This is a genomic window from Ruegeria sp. YTSA168 (assembly GCF_059610045.1).
Genome location: NZ_JBXWMW010000014.1, coordinates 58,126 through 75,068, shown reverse-complemented (window position 1 = coordinate 75,068; position 16,943 = coordinate 58,126). Strand labels below are relative to the sequence as shown.

Here is a 16,943-nt window from a genome sequence, read left to right as displayed (position 1 = left end):
GCGTCCCAACAACAACCTCAGCGCCGCCGGTGAAGGGGGTTCTAAGCATAACAAACATAAGCCGCAAGCAGAAAATTACATCTTGGCGCATTTTTTTGCAGATTCAGAAATAATCGATATATATCAGGCGGTTAGATGCAATTCTTGCACTGCGATAGTGGATTTTCCCATGGTCATGGCGCCTCGAATCTCAAACGATTCATTTATTGGTCAATGGCTTACCACAACATATTGGGGCTTAGCGGTTTCTGAGCGCAATGCGATGCGACTCGATACATTGAGTCGAACCGCTCTGGGTCACCGATTCATGGCAGATTCCTCTTAATGAGACCGGCCTAATCCAACGAATACGAGATATACTCTACCAAACCTCTTAGACCGGTTGCTATCTGAACAGACCTTGCGCAATTGCATCTGATACGATCTGCTCCTGACCGAGCAGGTACAATTCAACACGTGGCGTATATGACCCCCACCCTTTCTCATCCAATGGTAGGCAATGTTGGCTTTGACGGTGTGCTGGTCACCTTTGCAGAAACCATGTCAGATCCCGCAAACCGTGCAGCCCTGTCGTTCCGAGCCGAGGTTGACCGGCTGGGACTGGATGGGGTGTTGGAGACATCTGCTACGCTTGGGTCCACTTATCTTCGGTTTGATCCAGCTCGCGTGACCCACGCGGATTTGGCAGGCACCCTCAAAGAGCTTCTGAAGACAAGAGACTGGTACACGACTCCCCTCCCTTCCGGCCGAAAGCTATGGCGGGTGCCAACCGTCTATGGCACAAACCTTGCCCCGCAACTAGAGGATGCGGCAAAAGAGGCCGGTCTGAGCCCTGCCGAAGCGGTGCGGCGGCTGAGTCAGTCTAAGGTACGTGTTTTGACAATCGGGTTTGCGCCAGGGCAACCCTATCTCGGGCCACTTGGGCCCGAGTTCAACATCCCAAGACTGCAAGACTTGACACCGATGGTCCCAGAAGGTGCCCTGGTGCTGGCCATATCTCAATTTGTTCTGTTCTCCGGCCCCACACCGACCGGATGGCGGCATATCGGACAGACGGCCTTTCGTTGTTTTCAGCCCGGCATGGCAGAAACATTCACGCTAACACCCGGAGATGAGTTGCTGTTTGAACCGGTATCGCGCGATGAGTTGGAATGCATTCGCGCCAATAATGACGACGGACTTGGTGGTGCGACCTTCCAAGAGATCACGTCATGAGCCTGATCGTCCGACGCATCGGCCCGGCCTGCACCATTCAGGATCAAGGGCGCGTAGGGTATCTGGATCAGGGGCTTTCGCGATCCGGGGCGGCTGACATTTTGGCGCTGCATGAAGGGGCCGCGTTATTGGGTCAAAGCCCAGACTTTGCGGCCTTGGAAATGGCGGGCATGGGTGGCGAATTCGAAGCAACCCAACCCGTGCGGATTGCTCTGACCGGTGCGCCCATGCAGGCCAGTATCGACGGGTCCGCGATTGTCTGGAATGCGTCCCACCATCTGGAACTGGGGCAACGCCTGACGATTGGAGCTATATTAAAGGGCAGTTATGGGTACCTGCATCTGGGAGGTGGGATCGACACTGAGATGTTTCTCGGCTCTCGCTCAACTCATCTGACAGCCAAGATCGGTCGCGCGGTCGCGGCAGGCGATACCCTGCCTGCCGGACCAGACTCGGGCGAGACCGGATTCGAGCTGCCCCCTGCTGATCGGTTTGACGGCGGTGCCGTGCGCGTTGTTGCCAGCTTTCAAACCCCACTCTTTGATCCAGACACCCTGACCCGGTTTATTCAAACCGAATTCAAACGAGGCCCCCGTGCCAACCGCATGGGAATGCAATTGGAAAGCGATGGCGATGGTTTTGCTGCCAAAGATCAGCTCAACATCCTGTCCGAGGTCATAACCCCTGGCGATATCCAGATGACCGGCACCGGCAACCCGTTCATCCTGCTGCCTGAATGCCAGACGACCGGCGGTTACCCTCGGATCGCTACTGTTGTACCTTGCGACATGCCACGGGCAGCGCAAACTCCAGCGGGTGGGAAGATCCAGTTTGAGTTTGTGACACTGGATCAGGCAATGGAGCTGGATGCGGCCTTTCGGTCCGATTTGGTTCGATTGCCGGGGCGTATCGAACCGCTTATCCGTGACCCGCATGACATTCCGGATTTGTTGTCCTACCAATTGATCGGCGGAGTGATCTCTGCCACCGACTAAGGAGACCTTCTAATGCCGAGCGTGGATCTGAATGCCGATATGGGCGAGAGCTTTGGCCCATGGAACATGGGTGATGATGAAAGCCTGCTAAAGATCATCACCTCGGCCAACATCGCTTGCGGGTTTCATGCAGGCGACTGGAACGTGATGGCCAAGACGATGACATTGGCCGCCGAAAACGGTGTGGGCATCGGCGCGCATCCGGGCTTTCCCGATCTTCAGGGCTTTGGCCGCCGCAATATGAAGTTGCCTCATGACAGCTTGCGCAATCTGGTGCGCTATCAGTTGGGCGCGGCGATGGGTATGGCGGCTGCGGTTGGTACCAAGGTGCGGCACCTGAAACTACACGGTGCGCTTGCCAATATGTGCTCGGTCGACATCGATATGGCGCGAGCCTGTTATCAAGGTGCACTGGATGTCGATCCGGACATCATGATCATGGTGCTGGCGGTCACGAAACAGGAAGAGGCTGTACGGGAGCTTGGCTGCAAATGGGTCGGCGAGATTTTTGCAGACCGCGCCTATAATGACGACGGCACTCTGGTCGATCGCAACCTGCCCGGCGCGGTGATCCATGATGCGCAGATTGCGGGACCGCGCATCCTGAACATGGTCCGCGAAGGCGCTATCATCACCGAATCCGGCAAACGTCTGGAGACGTCTATCGATACCATCTGCTTACATGGCGATGGGCCAACGGCTGTGCAAATCGCCGGCTCGGTCCGTGAGAGCCTTATTGGCGGCGGGGTCGAGGTGACGAAGTTCAACCGCTAAACACCCGATCCTAATACGGGCCCCTTATTGTCTGACTGTTGCTCGAACGCAGATGAGCGCCTAGCATGCATCCAAGTGCATGTTCTGACTATTGTTATTCCAGCTAATTTGGCCCGGCCATTGCGCTTGCAGCCGGATACCCCGCAAGGAGGCGCGCATGTCTTTCGATCTGATGTCTTACGAACCGCGAGGCGACAAGAAGAACTCGGACTTCTTCCATGAATATCTGCCGATGATCTACGAGCGGCGAACCAGCTCGGGCATCGCAGATCAGGTCGGGCCGATGCGGGCGATTGTCATTCAGGTCGAAACCACCGCCCTGTTCGATACGATGCTCGAACTCTATGTCATGACCCCCTATCGACATTCGGCCAGCTATCTGGGGCGGACACATAAGTTCTCGGTCCTGCATGCGCATGCCGACTACCCGGCATTGATCCTGATGGCCCCGCTGAGCGATGGGTTTGAAGACTTCATTCCCCGGATCAACCGCATGTACCCGCTGGCCCGCAAGACCCCACAAACCCGCTATGTCGGAGAGGTTTTCGCCGCGACCGATCTAAGTACACTGACCAAGACGCTCGAAGGTCAGAACATCCGCTTTGAATATTCCGGCGATACCGAAAACCCGTTCTACACGCTGGATGGCTTCCGCTTCACCACACCTTCGGATTTCACCTGCAATCGCGTTGGATACTCCAAGCTGGATTTCAATGACCCCGACAGCCTTGGCTTTGGGGATCGGGTGCTGCTCAGCGATGTTGAGAAAGCAAAGCTTGAGGAAGCAGCCGCATTCGGCACTGACAGCAACATCGCGCCATTGATGCTGGGCATTGACCACCTTGCCACCCGGGTGCTGGCGGGTGAACGAGAAGATGCGATCCTCGAATTTCTGACCATGGTGCCCTATTATTTCTGGGGCGCATACAACATCTTTGACATGAATTCCTCGACCAACGTAAACCGCAACGCCAATGTGGATGACGACAAGAAATCTCCGGCCAAAGTATTCACCGCCAACAACACCCCGTCTTTTGTGAATTCCTTTGCGAAACTGCCGATGCCGACCGAGGACTTTGTGCGCAATTTCGGCCGCCGCCTGCATCATATGGCCGTCGAGATTCAGGATGGCGATCACAGCGCGGGCGAGAAGAATGTGGATTTCGTCGTCAATACGCTGAAAGACAAGGGCGTGCCGTTCCTGGCGCATGTGGTTGGGGAATGTAAAGACGATCCGAACCTGAAACAGATCTTCTCAAAGCATTCCAAATACACGTTGCTGATCACCGAATATATCGAACGCTGCCACCATTATGATGGATTCTTCACCAAGGATAACGTGGCAGCCCTGACCGCAGCGGCGGGGCAGGATGAACAATATGAACATGGTCACGTGTTCGACTAAGCGCCTGGTATAAAAAAAGGGCTGCGAAACTTCGCAGCCCAGATCCATCAGGAGAGAGAATGCCGGGTCTTATGACGGCCCGATCATGAAACAAGTGACATTGCGCGCCTGAAGGCGGCGGCAGGCCAGATCGGCCTGTTCCCGGGTCATGCCCTGGAACGTCGCCTCGAACCCTTTTGAGCTTTGGCTGACCTTGCGCAGCGTGCCTTCCAGCGTGGTCATTTCCGATAACGCCGTTTTCAGCAGGATCTTCTCGGCCTCATAACGCGTGGTGTAGCGGCCCACATTCACGCCCCATAGATGCCCGCCAGATGTGGACAGGCGGGTCACAACCTCTTGTTCGGGTTCGGGCTGCTCAGCGGGCTTGGCTTGTGCAACGGTCAAGTTCTCAGGCCGCAATACTGGGCGCGTATCCGAGTTCTCGACCGGAGGGGCAGTTGGCGCAATGTCGGCCTCTGCGATTGCTGCGGCAATACCGTCCTGGATACGATCCCGGTTCTGGTTCGCGGTTTCAACAACAGCGCTGGCGACCTGTGTGGCAACGGGACGAATAACTGGGCGCAGGCTTGCCTTGGGCGCACCGCTGACAGCTGCCACCTGGGTGGATCCACCAAGACCCGTGTTGCCCGCATAAGTCGGTCGTGCGGGTTTGCGAATAGGCGCACGCGAAGGCGCGCGGCGGAAACCCATATCCAACAGCTCTGCAACCTTGGCGTTCCGCGACGCGCCGGACTTGCCACCAAAAACGGTTGCGATGATGCGCTCATCTTTGCGCTTGGCCGAGGCAACGAGGTTGAAGCCTGCAGCGCGGGTATATCCCGTCTTGATCCCGTCGGCGCCTTTATAAGCGGCAAGCAGGCGGCGGTTCGTGTTCGGAACCGTCTTGATCCCGGCATGAGTCGATTGGCGCGAGAACAGGTTATAGTACTGCGGATAATCATAAAGCAGATGACGCCCTAGCGTGGTCATATCGCGTGCGGTAGACAAATGTCCTGCCTCGGTCAAACCATGGGCATTCTTGAAGGTCGTGCGGCTCATCCCCATCGCCTTGGCCGTGCGGGTCATGCGACGCGCAAACGCGGCTTCGGATCCGCTCAGCGCGATACCAATGGCAGTGGCTGCGTCATTGGCCGATTTCACAGCCGCCGCACGGATCAGATACCGAAACGCAATCGTTTGGCCGGAACGCAGCCCAAGCTTCGACGGCGGCTCAGCCGCTGCAGCCTTTGTGATGCGGACCGGCGTGTCCAGCGTGATCTCGCCATTCCGGACCGCCTCAAACGCAATATACAGTGTCATCATCTTGGTCAGTGACGCTGGATGCAGCCGAGTATCGGCGTTGCGTGAATGAAGAACTTCGCCAGTTCGGGCATCAATCACCATGGCCGCATAGGGTGCAGCCACAGCTTGGAGTGGTGCAAAAACAAACAGCCACAAGAATGCTATGAGAAATAAGCCCATTCGGGCCGGAACTGTACGCCGAGCCTGCACGATCTTTGCCTCTGTCTGCCTCGCGCCGCCGGGTTTTCCCGGTCGGCTAGTTTTATTCTGCTTAGCTGTAAGGCTAACACAGAGGCCTTTTAAAATAAACCGAAAGCTGCGGTTTTCGCGGTTTCGCTATGGCGTGCGCAGAGCGCTATATCTAGCCAACCCAGACACTCAGAACACTAGATCGGCGACGATCCCGGGGACACCCCAGAACGGCCCGGGAATTTTCTTTGACTGAGGCCGAATAGCAACATCACGAGATTGCGCTAAGCAAGCCACCCAGATCACCCAAATCCCGCAGCTCTCGGAATCTCTTGGCGTCGACCGGGGCATCTGCATGCTCGACCTCCCAAACCAGACCGTGCGGCACGTAAACGCCCCAGCAACCAGCCTGTATCGGAGCCACCACATCGGACCGCATCGAGTTCCCGATCATCATCGCCGCAGTTGGACCATCACCATGGGCCTCAAAGATCGCGCGGTAGGTGTCCGAGGTCTTTTCCGAAACGATCTCAACCGCATCGAACAACTCACCCAGACCTGACTGGGCCAGCTTACGCTCCTGATCAATCAGATCGCCTTTGGTGATCAATACCACGCGATAGGCATTGGCGGCTTCTTCGATGGCTTTTTGCGCATGCGGTAACAGTTCGATGGGATGAGCCAGCATTTCCTGCCCCGTTTCAATCAGTTGACGGATCACCGAGGCGGGAACGCGATCCTCGGTCACTTCAATAGCTGTTTCGATCATCGACAGAACAAAGCCTTTGATACCATAGCCATAGTGCCGGATATTGCGCTTCTCCGCCTCCAGAAGACGCTCCATTAGATGGTCATGTTCGGCATGATCGGACAAAAGCGATGTAAAATGCGCCTGCGTTAGTTGAAAGAACCGTTCGTTGTGCCACAAAGTATCATCAGCATCGAACCCTATGGTGGTGAGTTTTTGCGTCATCCTTAATACGCCTGCTGCCTCTTTCCTCTGACGGGAACGACGTTATATAAGCGCAGAAGTAAACCCAATCCTGAATCGGACAGTTGCGCGCGATGCTGGAAAACCAATGGATGATGTCTGACAAGTCGGACGACGACGGTGATGCGTCCGTTCTGGTCCAGACGCGCCCAAAAACCAAGCGCCCGCCTTTGTACAAGGTGCTGCTGCTGAACGACGATTACACACCGATGGAATTCGTCGTTCACGTGCTGGAGCGGTTCTTTGGCATGACTCATGCGCAAGCGTTCGAGATCATGTTGACCGTGCACAAGAAAGGCGTGGCAGTCGTGGGTGTGTTCAGCCATGAGATTGCGGAGACAAAAGTGGGTCAAGTCATGGACTTTGCCCGCAGGCACCAGCATCCTTTGCAATGCACTATGGAACGTGAAGAGTAAGCCCCGCGCTGCTGTTCGACATATTCGGCCATGTCCCCTCGCCTAGACCTTGCCCTGCAAAGCGGTTTGACGCTGTCACAGCCGCTGACCATATTTGGCCCGACGCCAGATGATGATTTGTCGAAGCTGCCTCGTGAATCGCAGATCGTGCAGCCCTTCAAACCGTTTCATGATCATTTTGCAGCGCTTGGTTTCACAGCCGCGCCCAAGGCCAACAGGCCCTGTCAGGATGCAATTGTTCACCTGCCCCGTGCCAAGGCACTGGCGCGTGCATTGGTCCATTGCGCCTGCACGCAAGCCACTGGCGTGGTTGTTGTTGATGGTACAAAGACCAACGGTATAGACAGCCTGTTGAAGGACATACGCAAACGCGTGGCCGTTGACGGCCCTCTGTCCAAAGCGCATGGCAAGATATTCTGGTTTCAGTCTGATCCCGCAGCGTTTGCGGATTGGGCCGCGCCGGACACTCAGAGTGTCGATGGATATCAAACTGCGCCCGGCGTGTTCTCGGCAGATGGTATTGACCCCGCCTCGGCACTGTTGATGCAAAGCCTGCCTGCCAAACTGGGACCGCGCGTCGCGGACCTTGGCGCCGGATGGGGGTATCTTTCCGCCGAGCTTTTGAAGCGCGATAAAATCAAAACACTGGACCTTGTCGAAGCGGATCACACCGCGCTGAACTGCGCACGGGTCAATGTGAAAGATGAACGCGCCGCGTTCCACTGGGCCGATGCGATTACATGGGTGGCCTCCGATCCAAGGGACACGATCATCATGAACCCGCCGTTTCATACGTCGCGCAGCGCGGACCCCGCCCTTGGTCAGGGCTTCATCGCCTCTGCTGCTCGCAACCTGACCCGCATTGGCGATCTATGGATGGTTGCCAATCGCCACCTGCCTTATGAGGCCGCATTGACCGAGCATTTCATCAATGCTGATGAAGTCGCCGGAGACAATCGGTTCAAGGTGTTCCATGCCTCTCGCCCTCGACGTTGAGGCCCGTTAACCTGCCCACCAAATCAGGAGGATTCGGATGTCCTTTTCCATAGCTGGCAAGACAGCAATCGTGACAGGCGGAGCCAACGGGATCGGGTTGGCCATCGGCCGCCATTTCGCCGATGCCGGTGCCAATGTTGTCTTTGCAGACATGGACGAAAAGCGCCTTGTCGAAGAACTGGGCGAACAGGCAGATGGCAGCAATATTCGATATTTCGCGGGCGATCTGCGCGAAAAGCTGACCATTGCGAACCTGCTGTCAGCCACTTTGGACGCGTTCGATCAGGTTGACATTCTGATCAACGGCGCGCGTCAGGTGATCCCGTCAGATCCGCTGGACCCTGAGGATGATTCCGTTCGCACGTTGCTGAATCAAAACCTGATGCCCGCATTGCGGTTGAGTCAGCTGGTTGCCAAACGCATGATCAAACAATCCGAGAACGAGGGGGAAGAGAACCCGGCCGGCTCTATCATCAATCTGTCGTCCATCGCGGCCCGAAGGACACACCCAGATCTAATGGCCTATTCGGTTTCGACGGCAGCGCTGGACCAAATGACACGGTCGTTGGCTGTCGCACTGGCCCCCCACCGGATTCGTGTAAACTCAATCGCGCTGGGATCGGTAATGAGCGCCTCGTTGCAATCAACACTCAAGGAAAATCGCGATTTCCGCGACGATATCGAAAAGCACACGCCCTTGGCCCGCATCGCCGCTCCAACCGAACTGACCGAGACCGCCCAGTTCCTGACTTCCGACGCGGCGGGCTTTATCACGGGTCAAATCCTGACAATCGACGGGGGCCGGACCCTGCTTGACCCGGTCGCAGCCCCAGCCCATTAACACACCATGTTCGAAACAGAAAAATCCACCGCCTCCACCTGGTTCCGTCAATTGCGCGATGACATCGCCGCCGCGTTCGAATCCCTAGAAGACAGCCACGACACAGGCCCGTTCTCGGATGCTCAGCCAGGCCAGTTCGAGGTCAAGGAAACCAGGCGCCAGTCCGAGGATGGCTCCGACGCCGGTGGCGGCCTGATGTCCGTGATGCGCGGCGGCCGCGTGTTTGAGAAGGTGGGCGTAAACGTCTCAACCGTGTACGGTACTTTAGGTGAACGCGCCCAACAGGCCATGGCCGCGCGCAAGGGCATCCCCGGCATGAGAGACGATCCGCGATTTTGGGCTTCGGGCATCAGTCTGGTTGCGCATATGCAGAACCCGCATGTTCCTGCGGTCCATATGAACACACGCATGTTCTGGACCCCTCATGCCTGGTGGTTTGGCGGTGGGTCTGACCTGAACCCCTGCATCGAATATGATGAAGATACTGCGCATTTTCACGCGACCCAAAAGGCGCATCTGGACCCACATGGCACTGAACACTATCCGCGGCTGAAAGACTGGGCGGATGAGTATTTCTATATCCCTCACCGAAAACGTGCCAGGGGCGTTGGGGGCATCTTCATGGATGACCACTGCACCGGGGATTGGAACACCGATTTCGCACTGACACAGGATATTGGCCGCGCGTTCCTACCTGCCTTTGTCCCGTTGGTTGAAAAGCGTCGGGTTCAGGCCTTTGGGGATACAGAAAAGAACACTCAGCTGGTGCATCGCGGTCTCTATGCCGAATACAATCTGGTCTATGATCGCGGCACGAAATTTGGCCTTGAAACAGGCCACGATCCGGATGCCGTCTTGATGAGCTTACCGCCGTTGGCGAAATGGGTTTGACCTTCAAAAGCCAAAGTCGATGAAGTTGTCGTAGCAGTAGTTCTGTGCTGATGAGGCGGACATGTTCTCGCCCACGCGCTTAACCGTAATCGAGTATCCCGGGTTCGTATCCGCACCGGGCGGTGGCGTCAGCGAGAACTGGACCGTTCGGACACCCGGCTCATAGGCTTTGGAAATGTATATCTTCTGGTTATTCGCCACACCTAAAGTGCGCAGCGCATAATCCCCGATCCCGCACCAATAGTTGACCGGCGCTGACGAACCGATTGCTTTGACCTCATATGTTCCGTCTTTCAGAGGTGTAATTTCCGTCCGAAACTGCGGGGTGACATTCAATCCAAATCCAACGGCCCCTGCCAATGTCGGGGCGATAAGCATCGCGCCAAGCGCACATATTCTGAACAGTGACATAGCGGACGCTCCTAACCAGAACCGGTGTCTGTTCCTAAAAATAGATATTCGAAGGCTCGAGTAAAGCCGACCAACAGCGATGTGACCCTTTGTGTGATGCCGCTTGGGCCGCATCACACGATGCGCCCCCCAACATCTTGCGGCGCCAAGGCCACAGTCTTGATCACCGCATAACACGTCGATCCGGTCTGCAAATCCAATGCGTTGACAGAACGTCGTGTCACCCGCGCCAGAACAACTCCGGCAGGTGTTTTAACCGATACAATCGCCCCTGGGCCATCACCTGACCGGATGGTTTCAACCTGACCACTGAGCACATTCAAAGCCGATAGCCCCTGTGGTGGCTGGTTAGATAGGATGACCTCTTGCGCCGGGATACGGATACGCAGGCTCTCACCCTCTTTATGCGCGATGCGGGGCAGGAACAGGCGCTCCCCACCGGCATCCAGCTCGGTTAACCCATCCGCGTGATGTTCTTTGACCCGCACCTGCAAAACCGCACCGATTGCGCGCACGCCAGCAGGTGCAACAGATGGATCAGACAGAACATCCGAGGCCGGGCCGTGACCTGAAACCTTACCATCTTGTATAGCGACGACCGAGGTCGCAAGCCGAGCCACTTCGGCCGCAGAATGCGTGACGTAAAGGATCGGAACCGAAACCTCATCCCTAAGCCGTTCGAAATAGGGCAATATCTCGGCCTTTCGAGCGTCATCCAGCGCCGCCAAGGGTTCATCCGCAAGGATCAGGCGGGGGCTGGCCAGTAAGGCGCGCCCAATGGCTACCCGCTGTTTTTCCCCCCCGGACAACATGGCAGGGCGGCGATTCAGCAAATGCCCGATACCCAGCATCTCGACAATCCGGTCTGGGTTCTCCTGCCGCGCGTCTCGCGGCGCAAACCAGCGGCCGTAGGACAAGTTCTGTCGTACGGTTAGGTGCGGGAACAGTCTCCCTTCCTGAAAGATATAGCCCAGGCGACGCTTATGGGGCGACAACCAGTACTTTGCCTGAGTGTCAAAGAGAACCCAGTCATCCACGGCCACCCGCCCGGCATCGGGCCGCAAAAGGCCTGCCACTGCATTCACAACCGTGGTTTTCCCGGCCCCCGAACGGCCAAACAGAACAGTTACTCCCGAGGGCGCATCAAAGGTCAGATCAAGATCGATCCCCGGCAAATGGTGTTTCAGGCGCACGGATAAGCTCATGACCCGGCCACCCTGGCCGCCGCACGGCGCCCGACATATTCAGACAGAAGCAAAGCGCCCATGGCAATGATGATCGAAATGACGACCAGTCGGGTGGCCGCCGCTTCGCCATCCGGGACTTGCAGGAAGGCATAGACAGCCGATGGCAATGTCTGGGTCTGCCCGGGAATATTGGAAACGAATGTAATGGTTGCCCCGAACTCTCCCATCGCTTTGGCAAAGGCCAGAATCGATCCAGCAATGACGCCCGGCAGGATCAGGGGCAGCGTCACGGTGGCAAACACCATTATCCGCGATGCCCCGAGGGTCGATCCCGCTTGTTCCAACTTCGGATCCACCGCCTCAATCGACAGTCGAATGGCGCGAACCATCAGTGGAAACGCCATGATCCCCGCCGCCAGCGCAGCGCCGGTCCACCGAAAAGCGACAACGATCCCGAACTCGGACAGAAACCGCCCCATGGGACCCTGAATGCCGAATGTCAGCAGCAGCAAGTACCCGGTGACAACAGGTGGCAAAATCAACGGTAAATGGACCAACCCGTTTAACAGCTGACGCCCTGGAAACTGCCACCGCGCCAGTGCGTAGGCCACGAAGATCCCAAAGGGTAGAGTCGCCAGCGTCGCCCACAAGGACACCCGCAACGACAGCCGAAGTGCTTCCCATTCAGCGGGGCCGAGCCACTCCATACCCATCACCGAACCGGCAGGGAAAAACCCTGCTTCAAAAAAACATTCGTAGCGTCTTCGGATTGCAGAAAGTCCAGAAAAAACGCTGCGCCAGGTGTCGAAACCTGCATCAGGGCAGCAGGGTAGAGAATTGGCGGATGTGTACTCTCCGGGATCGGCGCCACAACACCGACCCGAGGATCTGCAACCGCGTCCGAGCGATAGACAATCCCCAATGGCGCGGCCCCAGTTGCCACAAGCGCAAGTGCCGCGCGCACATTATCCGTCTGTGCCACCCGCCCCTGAACCGCACCCCAAAGCCCGAGATTTTCCAGCGCGGACTTGCCATAGATCCCCGCAGGCACCGCATCGACCAGCGCCATGGCCAGGTAACCGCCAGCCAGCTCAGTCACGATATCATAGTTCGGTCCAATTTGTACGACGGTTGGCCGATCTGCCGACCCGACCAGAACCAAGCCATTGTTCAGCAAATCCACACGCGAAGCCGGATCAATCAGTCCTTGATCTTGCAGCAAATCCATCCAGTCGGAATTTGCCGAAATGAAAATATCCGCAGGTGCACCCGCCTGTATCTGGCGGGCCAGAACGGATGAAGCCGCATAGGAGACCGTGATGCTCACCCCGGTTTGCGTATTGTAGATAGATGCAAGCTCATCCAGCGCCGTTTTCAGGCTGGCCGCAGCAAATACCAAAACACCTTCGGCCCCGGCCCGGATCGGGGCCAGAATGAGCGTAGCCAATACCAAAACCGCCAAAACCGCACGGCGGACCGTTAAAAAATCCATCCAAACTCCGGGCCGGGAAACTGCCGTCGGCTTCTGGAATATCGGAGGCAATGGGTCACCCGCAAGCATGTTTCCCGCCATCAGTTGGTGTTTGTGATATCTGTTGTGCCTCGCTTGCAAATGTTGGTGCCTGCCCGCCGACCTCAGGCCCGGCCTGCGGAACAGGCGGTTTCATAGATCAGGACAAAACAATCCGATAAAATCCACCGAACCCTCTTGCGCCCACCCACAGGCTTGGCTAAATGCAGCGCTACGGGTGATTAGCTCAGTTGGTAGAGCGCTTCGTTTACACCGAAGATGTCGGGAGTTCGAGTCTCTCATCACCCACCATCCTTTCCCCGCAATGTATCAAGGCCTTACGCGACTAGCACCTTTTGCTGTGCTGCGCATGAAACTGTGTCCGCTGCGCCTCCGCTGCACTTAGACAGAAAAGATGTCTCCAACACAGGAGATATGGGCCATGGCAACAATCGTAAAACGGCCTAGCGGAAAGTGGCAGGCGACGGTTCGGAAGGACGGGCAATCCCGATCCAAGTCCTTTCTAAAGCGTGCTGATGCGACGAAGTGGGCTCGTGAGACGGAGTTGAGCGCCGACAGGGGATTGCTAACCCCAGACCTCAGTGAGAACGCATCCGAGATGACACTTGGTGAAGTGCTGCGAAAATACCGATATAACATCACGAGCGAGAAACGGTGCGCGGACAATGAAAGTTATGCAATCAACGGTTTCCTGCGTAAGTACTCCAAGTTAGCCACTAAGAAGGTCGGCAAGCTGCGATCCGCTGACTTTGTCCACTATCGTGACCAGCGCATTAAATCCATGAAGGCGGCGACTGTGGTGAGGGAACTGGGTTGGTTGCAGCACGCCCTTGATGTCGCCTGTGAGGATTGGGGGCAGAACCTGCCACAGGGGAACCCAGTCAAGTCTGTACGGCGGCCCAAGATCGACAACCGCCGAGAGAGACGATTGCGGCAGGGAGAATGGCAGGCTTTGCTGGAAGCCGTGAACCAAGCTCGGTCTCCGTTGATGAAGCCATTGCTGACGCTTGCTTTGGCAACCGGGATGCGCCGAGGGGAATTGCTGTCGATACAATGGAAGCATGTAGACCTTGAGCGTCGGACAGTGTTCTTGCCCCAAACCAAAAACGGTCGCGCCCGTACAGTGCCTCTCAGCGGTCGAGCGGGATCGGAGGTGTCGAGCAATCGATCCATCTTACCGTATGTTCAGGTCAGTACAGAACCGGTCAGGTCAGGTTTTGAGGGGCGAGGCCAGCCCGTCTCGGGCAGTCGGTTGCTCGCATGCGGCCTTAAAGAGGCACATAGAGGCCCGGTTCACAGATGGCATGACTTGGGACCGGTATGGTCAATGGGAGGTGGACCACATAACCCCACTCTCGGCTGCACAGTGTTTGGAGCACCTCATCGAACTTTGCCACTACAGCAACCTGCAACCTCTTTGGAAGCGGGACAACCTAGCAAAGGGCGGGGCGTAAGCCTCGCCCGTGCGGGTTAGAATCTATCTTCTTTGTTCGCTGGGTGCGTCAGCAATCGGATAGAACCAGCCGCTGCCGACCCAAAAATTTATGGTTACTAAGAAAAACACTTTCACTGACTCAACGACGTGATCACCGCCTTCACTAAATCGTATGCCGCACCGCCGCAGACACCGGTCGCAACAACGGTGGCAACGCTTCGATGGATGAAGGCCCCCAATCGGCTACGTTTGTAATACTCCATTGGTGGAAATAGCCACCTAGCATATTGGAACAAGAACCGGGCTAGCAATAGCGACAGCAGCAACCCGTAGATGCCAAGGATAACGTTGAGGAAAATTGTCTGCTGCTCAAGCCACCCGCTGGCGGACGCTGCATATTTGTAGAACAGCCATATCACCGCAGGCAAGAAAGCGAGATAGATGATGTAGTCATAGGCTCCCGAACCATGGATGATAGGGCGAGCAGCCTTACGCTTTTTGAAGAAGCCATCAATCTTCTGAGCGGTTGAGATTACCCAATCCTCATCCCGCCCAGCAACATTAATCACACTGCGGTTCTCAGTCGGATTGGACGGTAACGATTGCAAGTCGATCTTCAAAGACGGCTTCTCGAAGCTCAGGAATACTTCAACAGTATTTAAGGGGCGAAGGTTGATCGAACGCTCCGCATATGCCGCGTTCGAAGCGAACAGCGACTGCAGGTCGTCGGGGAAAGCTCTCTCGTCAGTCCTCGGTATTCCTAGGCCCTGCATCGAGTCGCCGTTGCTCGCCACGTAGTTGTACTCGATAGGCACTAGCTCATTAACACGGGTTTTTGCCTGCTCCGGGCTTTCAAAAGTACTGAGGTCGAGCCTGCTATACTCAATCTCCTTGGCTCTTTCATTCACCTCGACGAGCAGTTCGCAGAACTCTTTCAAGTCCTCAGCCGACAATACGAGGTTGGTGGGTTTGAGATCACGCCGATAAACCGGTACTCGGATCGGCTGATCTGTGCGTAACTGTGCCTGCTGTGGCACCTTTTCTTCGACGACATCAGGTAGTGTTTCTTCGTGCTCGTTCATCGGTCAGCTTGCCGCCTCATCGAAGTAGCCTTCGTCAATCTGCTTTATGTGAAGCACATCTTTGTCGCGGCATCCTATATTGTATTTGATCATCAACTTAGCGAGTTGCGGGCCATCAATAAGTACAATCCGCGACCCTAAGTCCTTGGCCGTCTGTTCCGCAGCATCCGTGAAATGTGACGTGGTCACGAAGATACCCTTCGTCGCTTTCTTAAGGTTCAAGGCTCCGTAGAAGTCGCGAATATCGCCCGGCCCCACGCTGTTGGCAGAACTATAACGCTTCGCTTGAAGATAGATTTGGTCTACGCCAAGCGGGTCCTGATCAATTACACCATCCACACCATTGTCGCCCGATTGCCCGAGCGCGCGCCCTGCTTCCTCGGACGTGCCTCCGTATCCCATTGCGATCAGCAGGTCTATTATCAGGTTCTCAAAGAACATTGGCGACGCCAGCCGCACGTTGTCGAGCAAGTTGGCAGCTAGGGCAGACTCAAGTTTTTTGTGCGCTGCCTGCAAGTCTTCATCGGGTGTATTGGCTGGTGTTTCGGCTCCTGCCTCCGAGCCAGTTTCTTGAACATTTTCTTTCCCGCGTGCTTTGAATTCCTGAAACTCGTCGAACTGCTCAAGGTATTTTGAGTCCAGTGAAATCGTCGGATCAACCAGAACTGACTTGCCTCGATCCGTCAATTCGTACCAGCCCCTCCGAGTGTTGCGCACCAAGCCCGCTTGTTTCATATACGAGCGCGCCCAATGAACTCGATTTGCAATCGTTGTTTGCTTTCCGCTTGGCAACATTTGCTTGCGTTCTTCATCGCTTAATTCAAGACGCCTTGAAATCTCTTCAACCACGTCGGCCACTTTCCGTGGTCCATTTTGGGCGCACTCCAATACTGGGCGCATAAGCGACTGATAATCGGGGATCATACCTGCTCACCTCAAATTCTTTGTGCACATAATAGGGTGGCACCCGTCGCGCATAAACCTCTGGCGTGCAAGGCACTACCAAAAAACAACTCAATCTGTACCAGATTCCCGAGTATCGGCAGTGAAGTCGACTAAATGTTTCTTCGCACAAACACGTTTGCAAGAACATTTGGTCGAGAGGCCTGCTGGACTTCAACTTCATCTACCGTGGCCTCGGCACACACACCAATCCGCATTATACGGTTTGGACTGCCTAATAAAATTCCGCAATTTCCGTCTCTGCAATCTTTCTGGAGTCGCGGAGACCAGCAATACTATGCTGCAACAGCTTCGCCCGCGATGAGGAAAAGATCTTCTTTGAACTTCAAGCCTCGCGCGA

The 16,943-nt window shown here is 56.0% G+C and carries 18 protein-coding genes and 1 tRNA gene; 11 read left to right on the top strand and 8 right to left on the bottom strand.

Features of this window, described 5'->3' with window-relative positions:
* The 5 genes from AC2FFE_RS18645 to AC2FFE_RS18625 all read left to right on the top strand — a co-directional run.
* On the top strand, positions 1 to 325 hold a 325-nt coding region (locus AC2FFE_RS18645; protein WP_496847357.1), incomplete at its 5' end, for a hypothetical protein.
* A gap of 140 nt (positions 326 to 465) precedes the next feature.
* Positions 466 to 1,215 carry a 5-oxoprolinase subunit B family protein gene (locus AC2FFE_RS18640; protein ID WP_496847356.1) on the top strand — a complete coding sequence of 250 codons (750 nt, stop codon included), beginning with the start codon at positions 466 to 468 and terminating at the stop codon, positions 1,213 to 1,215.
* On the top strand, positions 1,212 to 2,210 hold the full coding sequence (locus tag AC2FFE_RS18635) for a 5-oxoprolinase subunit C family protein (RefSeq protein WP_496847355.1): 999 nt from the start codon (positions 1,212 to 1,214) through the stop codon (positions 2,208 to 2,210). The genes AC2FFE_RS18640 and AC2FFE_RS18635 overlap by 4 nt, the downstream gene beginning before the upstream one ends.
* 12 nt (positions 2,211 to 2,222) lie before the next feature.
* The gene (locus AC2FFE_RS18630; protein ID WP_496820717.1) at positions 2,223 to 2,984 is read left to right on the top strand and encodes a LamB/YcsF family protein; all 762 of its coding nucleotides are present in this window, start codon (positions 2,223 to 2,225) and stop codon (positions 2,982 to 2,984) included.
* 157 nt (positions 2,985 to 3,141) lie between these two features.
* The gene (locus tag AC2FFE_RS18625) at positions 3,142 to 4,389 is read left to right on the top strand and encodes a hypothetical protein (protein ID WP_496847354.1); all 1,248 of its coding nucleotides are present in this window, start codon (positions 3,142 to 3,144) and stop codon (positions 4,387 to 4,389) included.
* Positions 4,390 to 4,458: 69 nt separating this feature from the next.
* Here the strand turns inward: AC2FFE_RS18625 and AC2FFE_RS18620 are convergent, their stop codons facing one another.
* Both AC2FFE_RS18620 and AC2FFE_RS18615 read right to left on the bottom strand, forming a co-directional pair.
* The gene (locus AC2FFE_RS18620) at positions 4,459 to 5,850 is read right to left on the bottom strand and encodes a D-alanyl-D-alanine carboxypeptidase family protein (RefSeq protein ID WP_496847353.1); all 1,392 of its coding nucleotides are present in this window, start codon (positions 5,848 to 5,850) and stop codon (positions 4,459 to 4,461) included.
* A 280-nt stretch (positions 5,851 to 6,130) separates the two neighbouring features.
* Complete coding sequence (locus tag AC2FFE_RS18615; RefSeq protein ID WP_496820714.1) at positions 6,131 to 6,832, bottom strand: HAD family hydrolase; 702 nt, start codon at positions 6,830 to 6,832, stop codon at positions 6,131 to 6,133.
* 92 nt (positions 6,833 to 6,924) lie between these two features.
* Between AC2FFE_RS18615 and clpS the strand changes: the two genes are divergently transcribed.
* Genes clpS through hemF form a run of 4 tightly spaced genes read left to right on the top strand, consistent with a single transcriptional unit; the run spans position 6,925 to position 9,994 of the window.
* A complete protein-coding gene (gene clpS / locus AC2FFE_RS18610; RefSeq protein WP_170536540.1) occupies positions 6,925 to 7,266 on the top strand; it encodes an ATP-dependent Clp protease adapter ClpS in 342 nt (113 codons plus the stop codon).
* Positions 7,267 to 7,296: 30 nt separating this feature from the next.
* Positions 7,297 to 8,262, top strand: coding sequence for a class I SAM-dependent methyltransferase (locus AC2FFE_RS18605; protein WP_496820713.1), 966 nt, complete (start codon positions 7,297 to 7,299; stop codon positions 8,260 to 8,262).
* A gap of 37 nt (positions 8,263 to 8,299) precedes the next feature.
* Positions 8,300 to 9,103, top strand: a complete 804-nt coding sequence (locus tag AC2FFE_RS18600; protein WP_496820712.1) for an SDR family NAD(P)-dependent oxidoreductase — start codon at positions 8,300 to 8,302, stop codon at positions 9,101 to 9,103.
* Positions 9,104 to 9,109: 6 nt separating this feature from the next.
* Complete coding sequence (gene hemF / locus AC2FFE_RS18595; RefSeq protein ID WP_496820711.1) at positions 9,110 to 9,994, top strand: oxygen-dependent coproporphyrinogen oxidase; 885 nt, start codon at positions 9,110 to 9,112, stop codon at positions 9,992 to 9,994.
* 3 nt (positions 9,995 to 9,997) lie between these two features.
* Here hemF and AC2FFE_RS18590 read toward each other — a convergent pair whose 3' ends face one another.
* The 4 genes from AC2FFE_RS18590 to modA form a co-directional block, all read right to left on the bottom strand.
* Positions 9,998 to 10,405 (bottom strand): hypothetical protein, encoded by a 408-nt coding sequence (locus tag AC2FFE_RS18590; protein ID WP_496820710.1) that lies wholly within the window; start codon positions 10,403 to 10,405, stop codon positions 9,998 to 10,000.
* A gap of 113 nt (positions 10,406 to 10,518) precedes the next feature.
* A complete protein-coding gene (gene modC, locus AC2FFE_RS18585) occupies positions 10,519 to 11,610 on the bottom strand; it encodes a molybdenum ABC transporter ATP-binding protein (RefSeq protein ID WP_496820709.1) in 1,092 nt (363 codons plus the stop codon).
* Positions 11,607 to 12,299, bottom strand: a complete 693-nt coding sequence (gene modB, locus AC2FFE_RS18580; protein ID WP_496820708.1) for a molybdate ABC transporter permease subunit — start codon at positions 12,297 to 12,299, stop codon at positions 11,607 to 11,609. The genes modC and modB overlap by 4 nt, the downstream gene beginning before the upstream one ends.
* Positions 12,300 to 12,304: 5 nt before the next feature.
* Entirely contained in the window at positions 12,305 to 13,084 is a 780-nt protein-coding gene (gene modA, locus AC2FFE_RS18575) for a molybdate ABC transporter substrate-binding protein (RefSeq protein ID WP_496820707.1), read from the bottom strand.
* Positions 13,085 to 13,338: 254 nt separating this feature from the next.
* Between modA and AC2FFE_RS18570 the strand changes: the two genes are divergently transcribed.
* Positions 13,339 to 13,414, top strand: a tRNA-Val gene (locus tag AC2FFE_RS18570).
* Positions 13,415 to 13,517: 103 nt separating this feature from the next.
* Positions 13,518 to 14,597: a tyrosine-type recombinase/integrase gene (locus AC2FFE_RS18565; RefSeq protein WP_496847352.1), complete on the top strand. Its 1,080-nt coding sequence runs from the start codon at positions 13,518 to 13,520 to the stop codon at positions 14,595 to 14,597.
* A gap of 92 nt (positions 14,598 to 14,689) precedes the next feature.
* On the opposite strand, the gene AC2FFE_RS18560 is transcribed toward AC2FFE_RS18565, so the two are convergent.
* Together AC2FFE_RS18560 and AC2FFE_RS18555 are read right to left on the bottom strand one after the other, a co-directional pair.
* Positions 14,690 to 15,640: a hypothetical protein gene (locus tag AC2FFE_RS18560; protein WP_496847351.1), complete on the bottom strand. Its 951-nt coding sequence runs from the start codon at positions 15,638 to 15,640 to the stop codon at positions 14,690 to 14,692.
* Positions 15,641 to 15,643: 3 nt separating this feature from the next.
* A complete protein-coding gene (locus AC2FFE_RS18555) occupies positions 15,644 to 16,564 on the bottom strand; it encodes a restriction endonuclease (RefSeq protein WP_496847350.1) in 921 nt (306 codons plus the stop codon).
* Between the last annotated feature and the right edge of the window lie 379 nt (positions 16,565 to 16,943).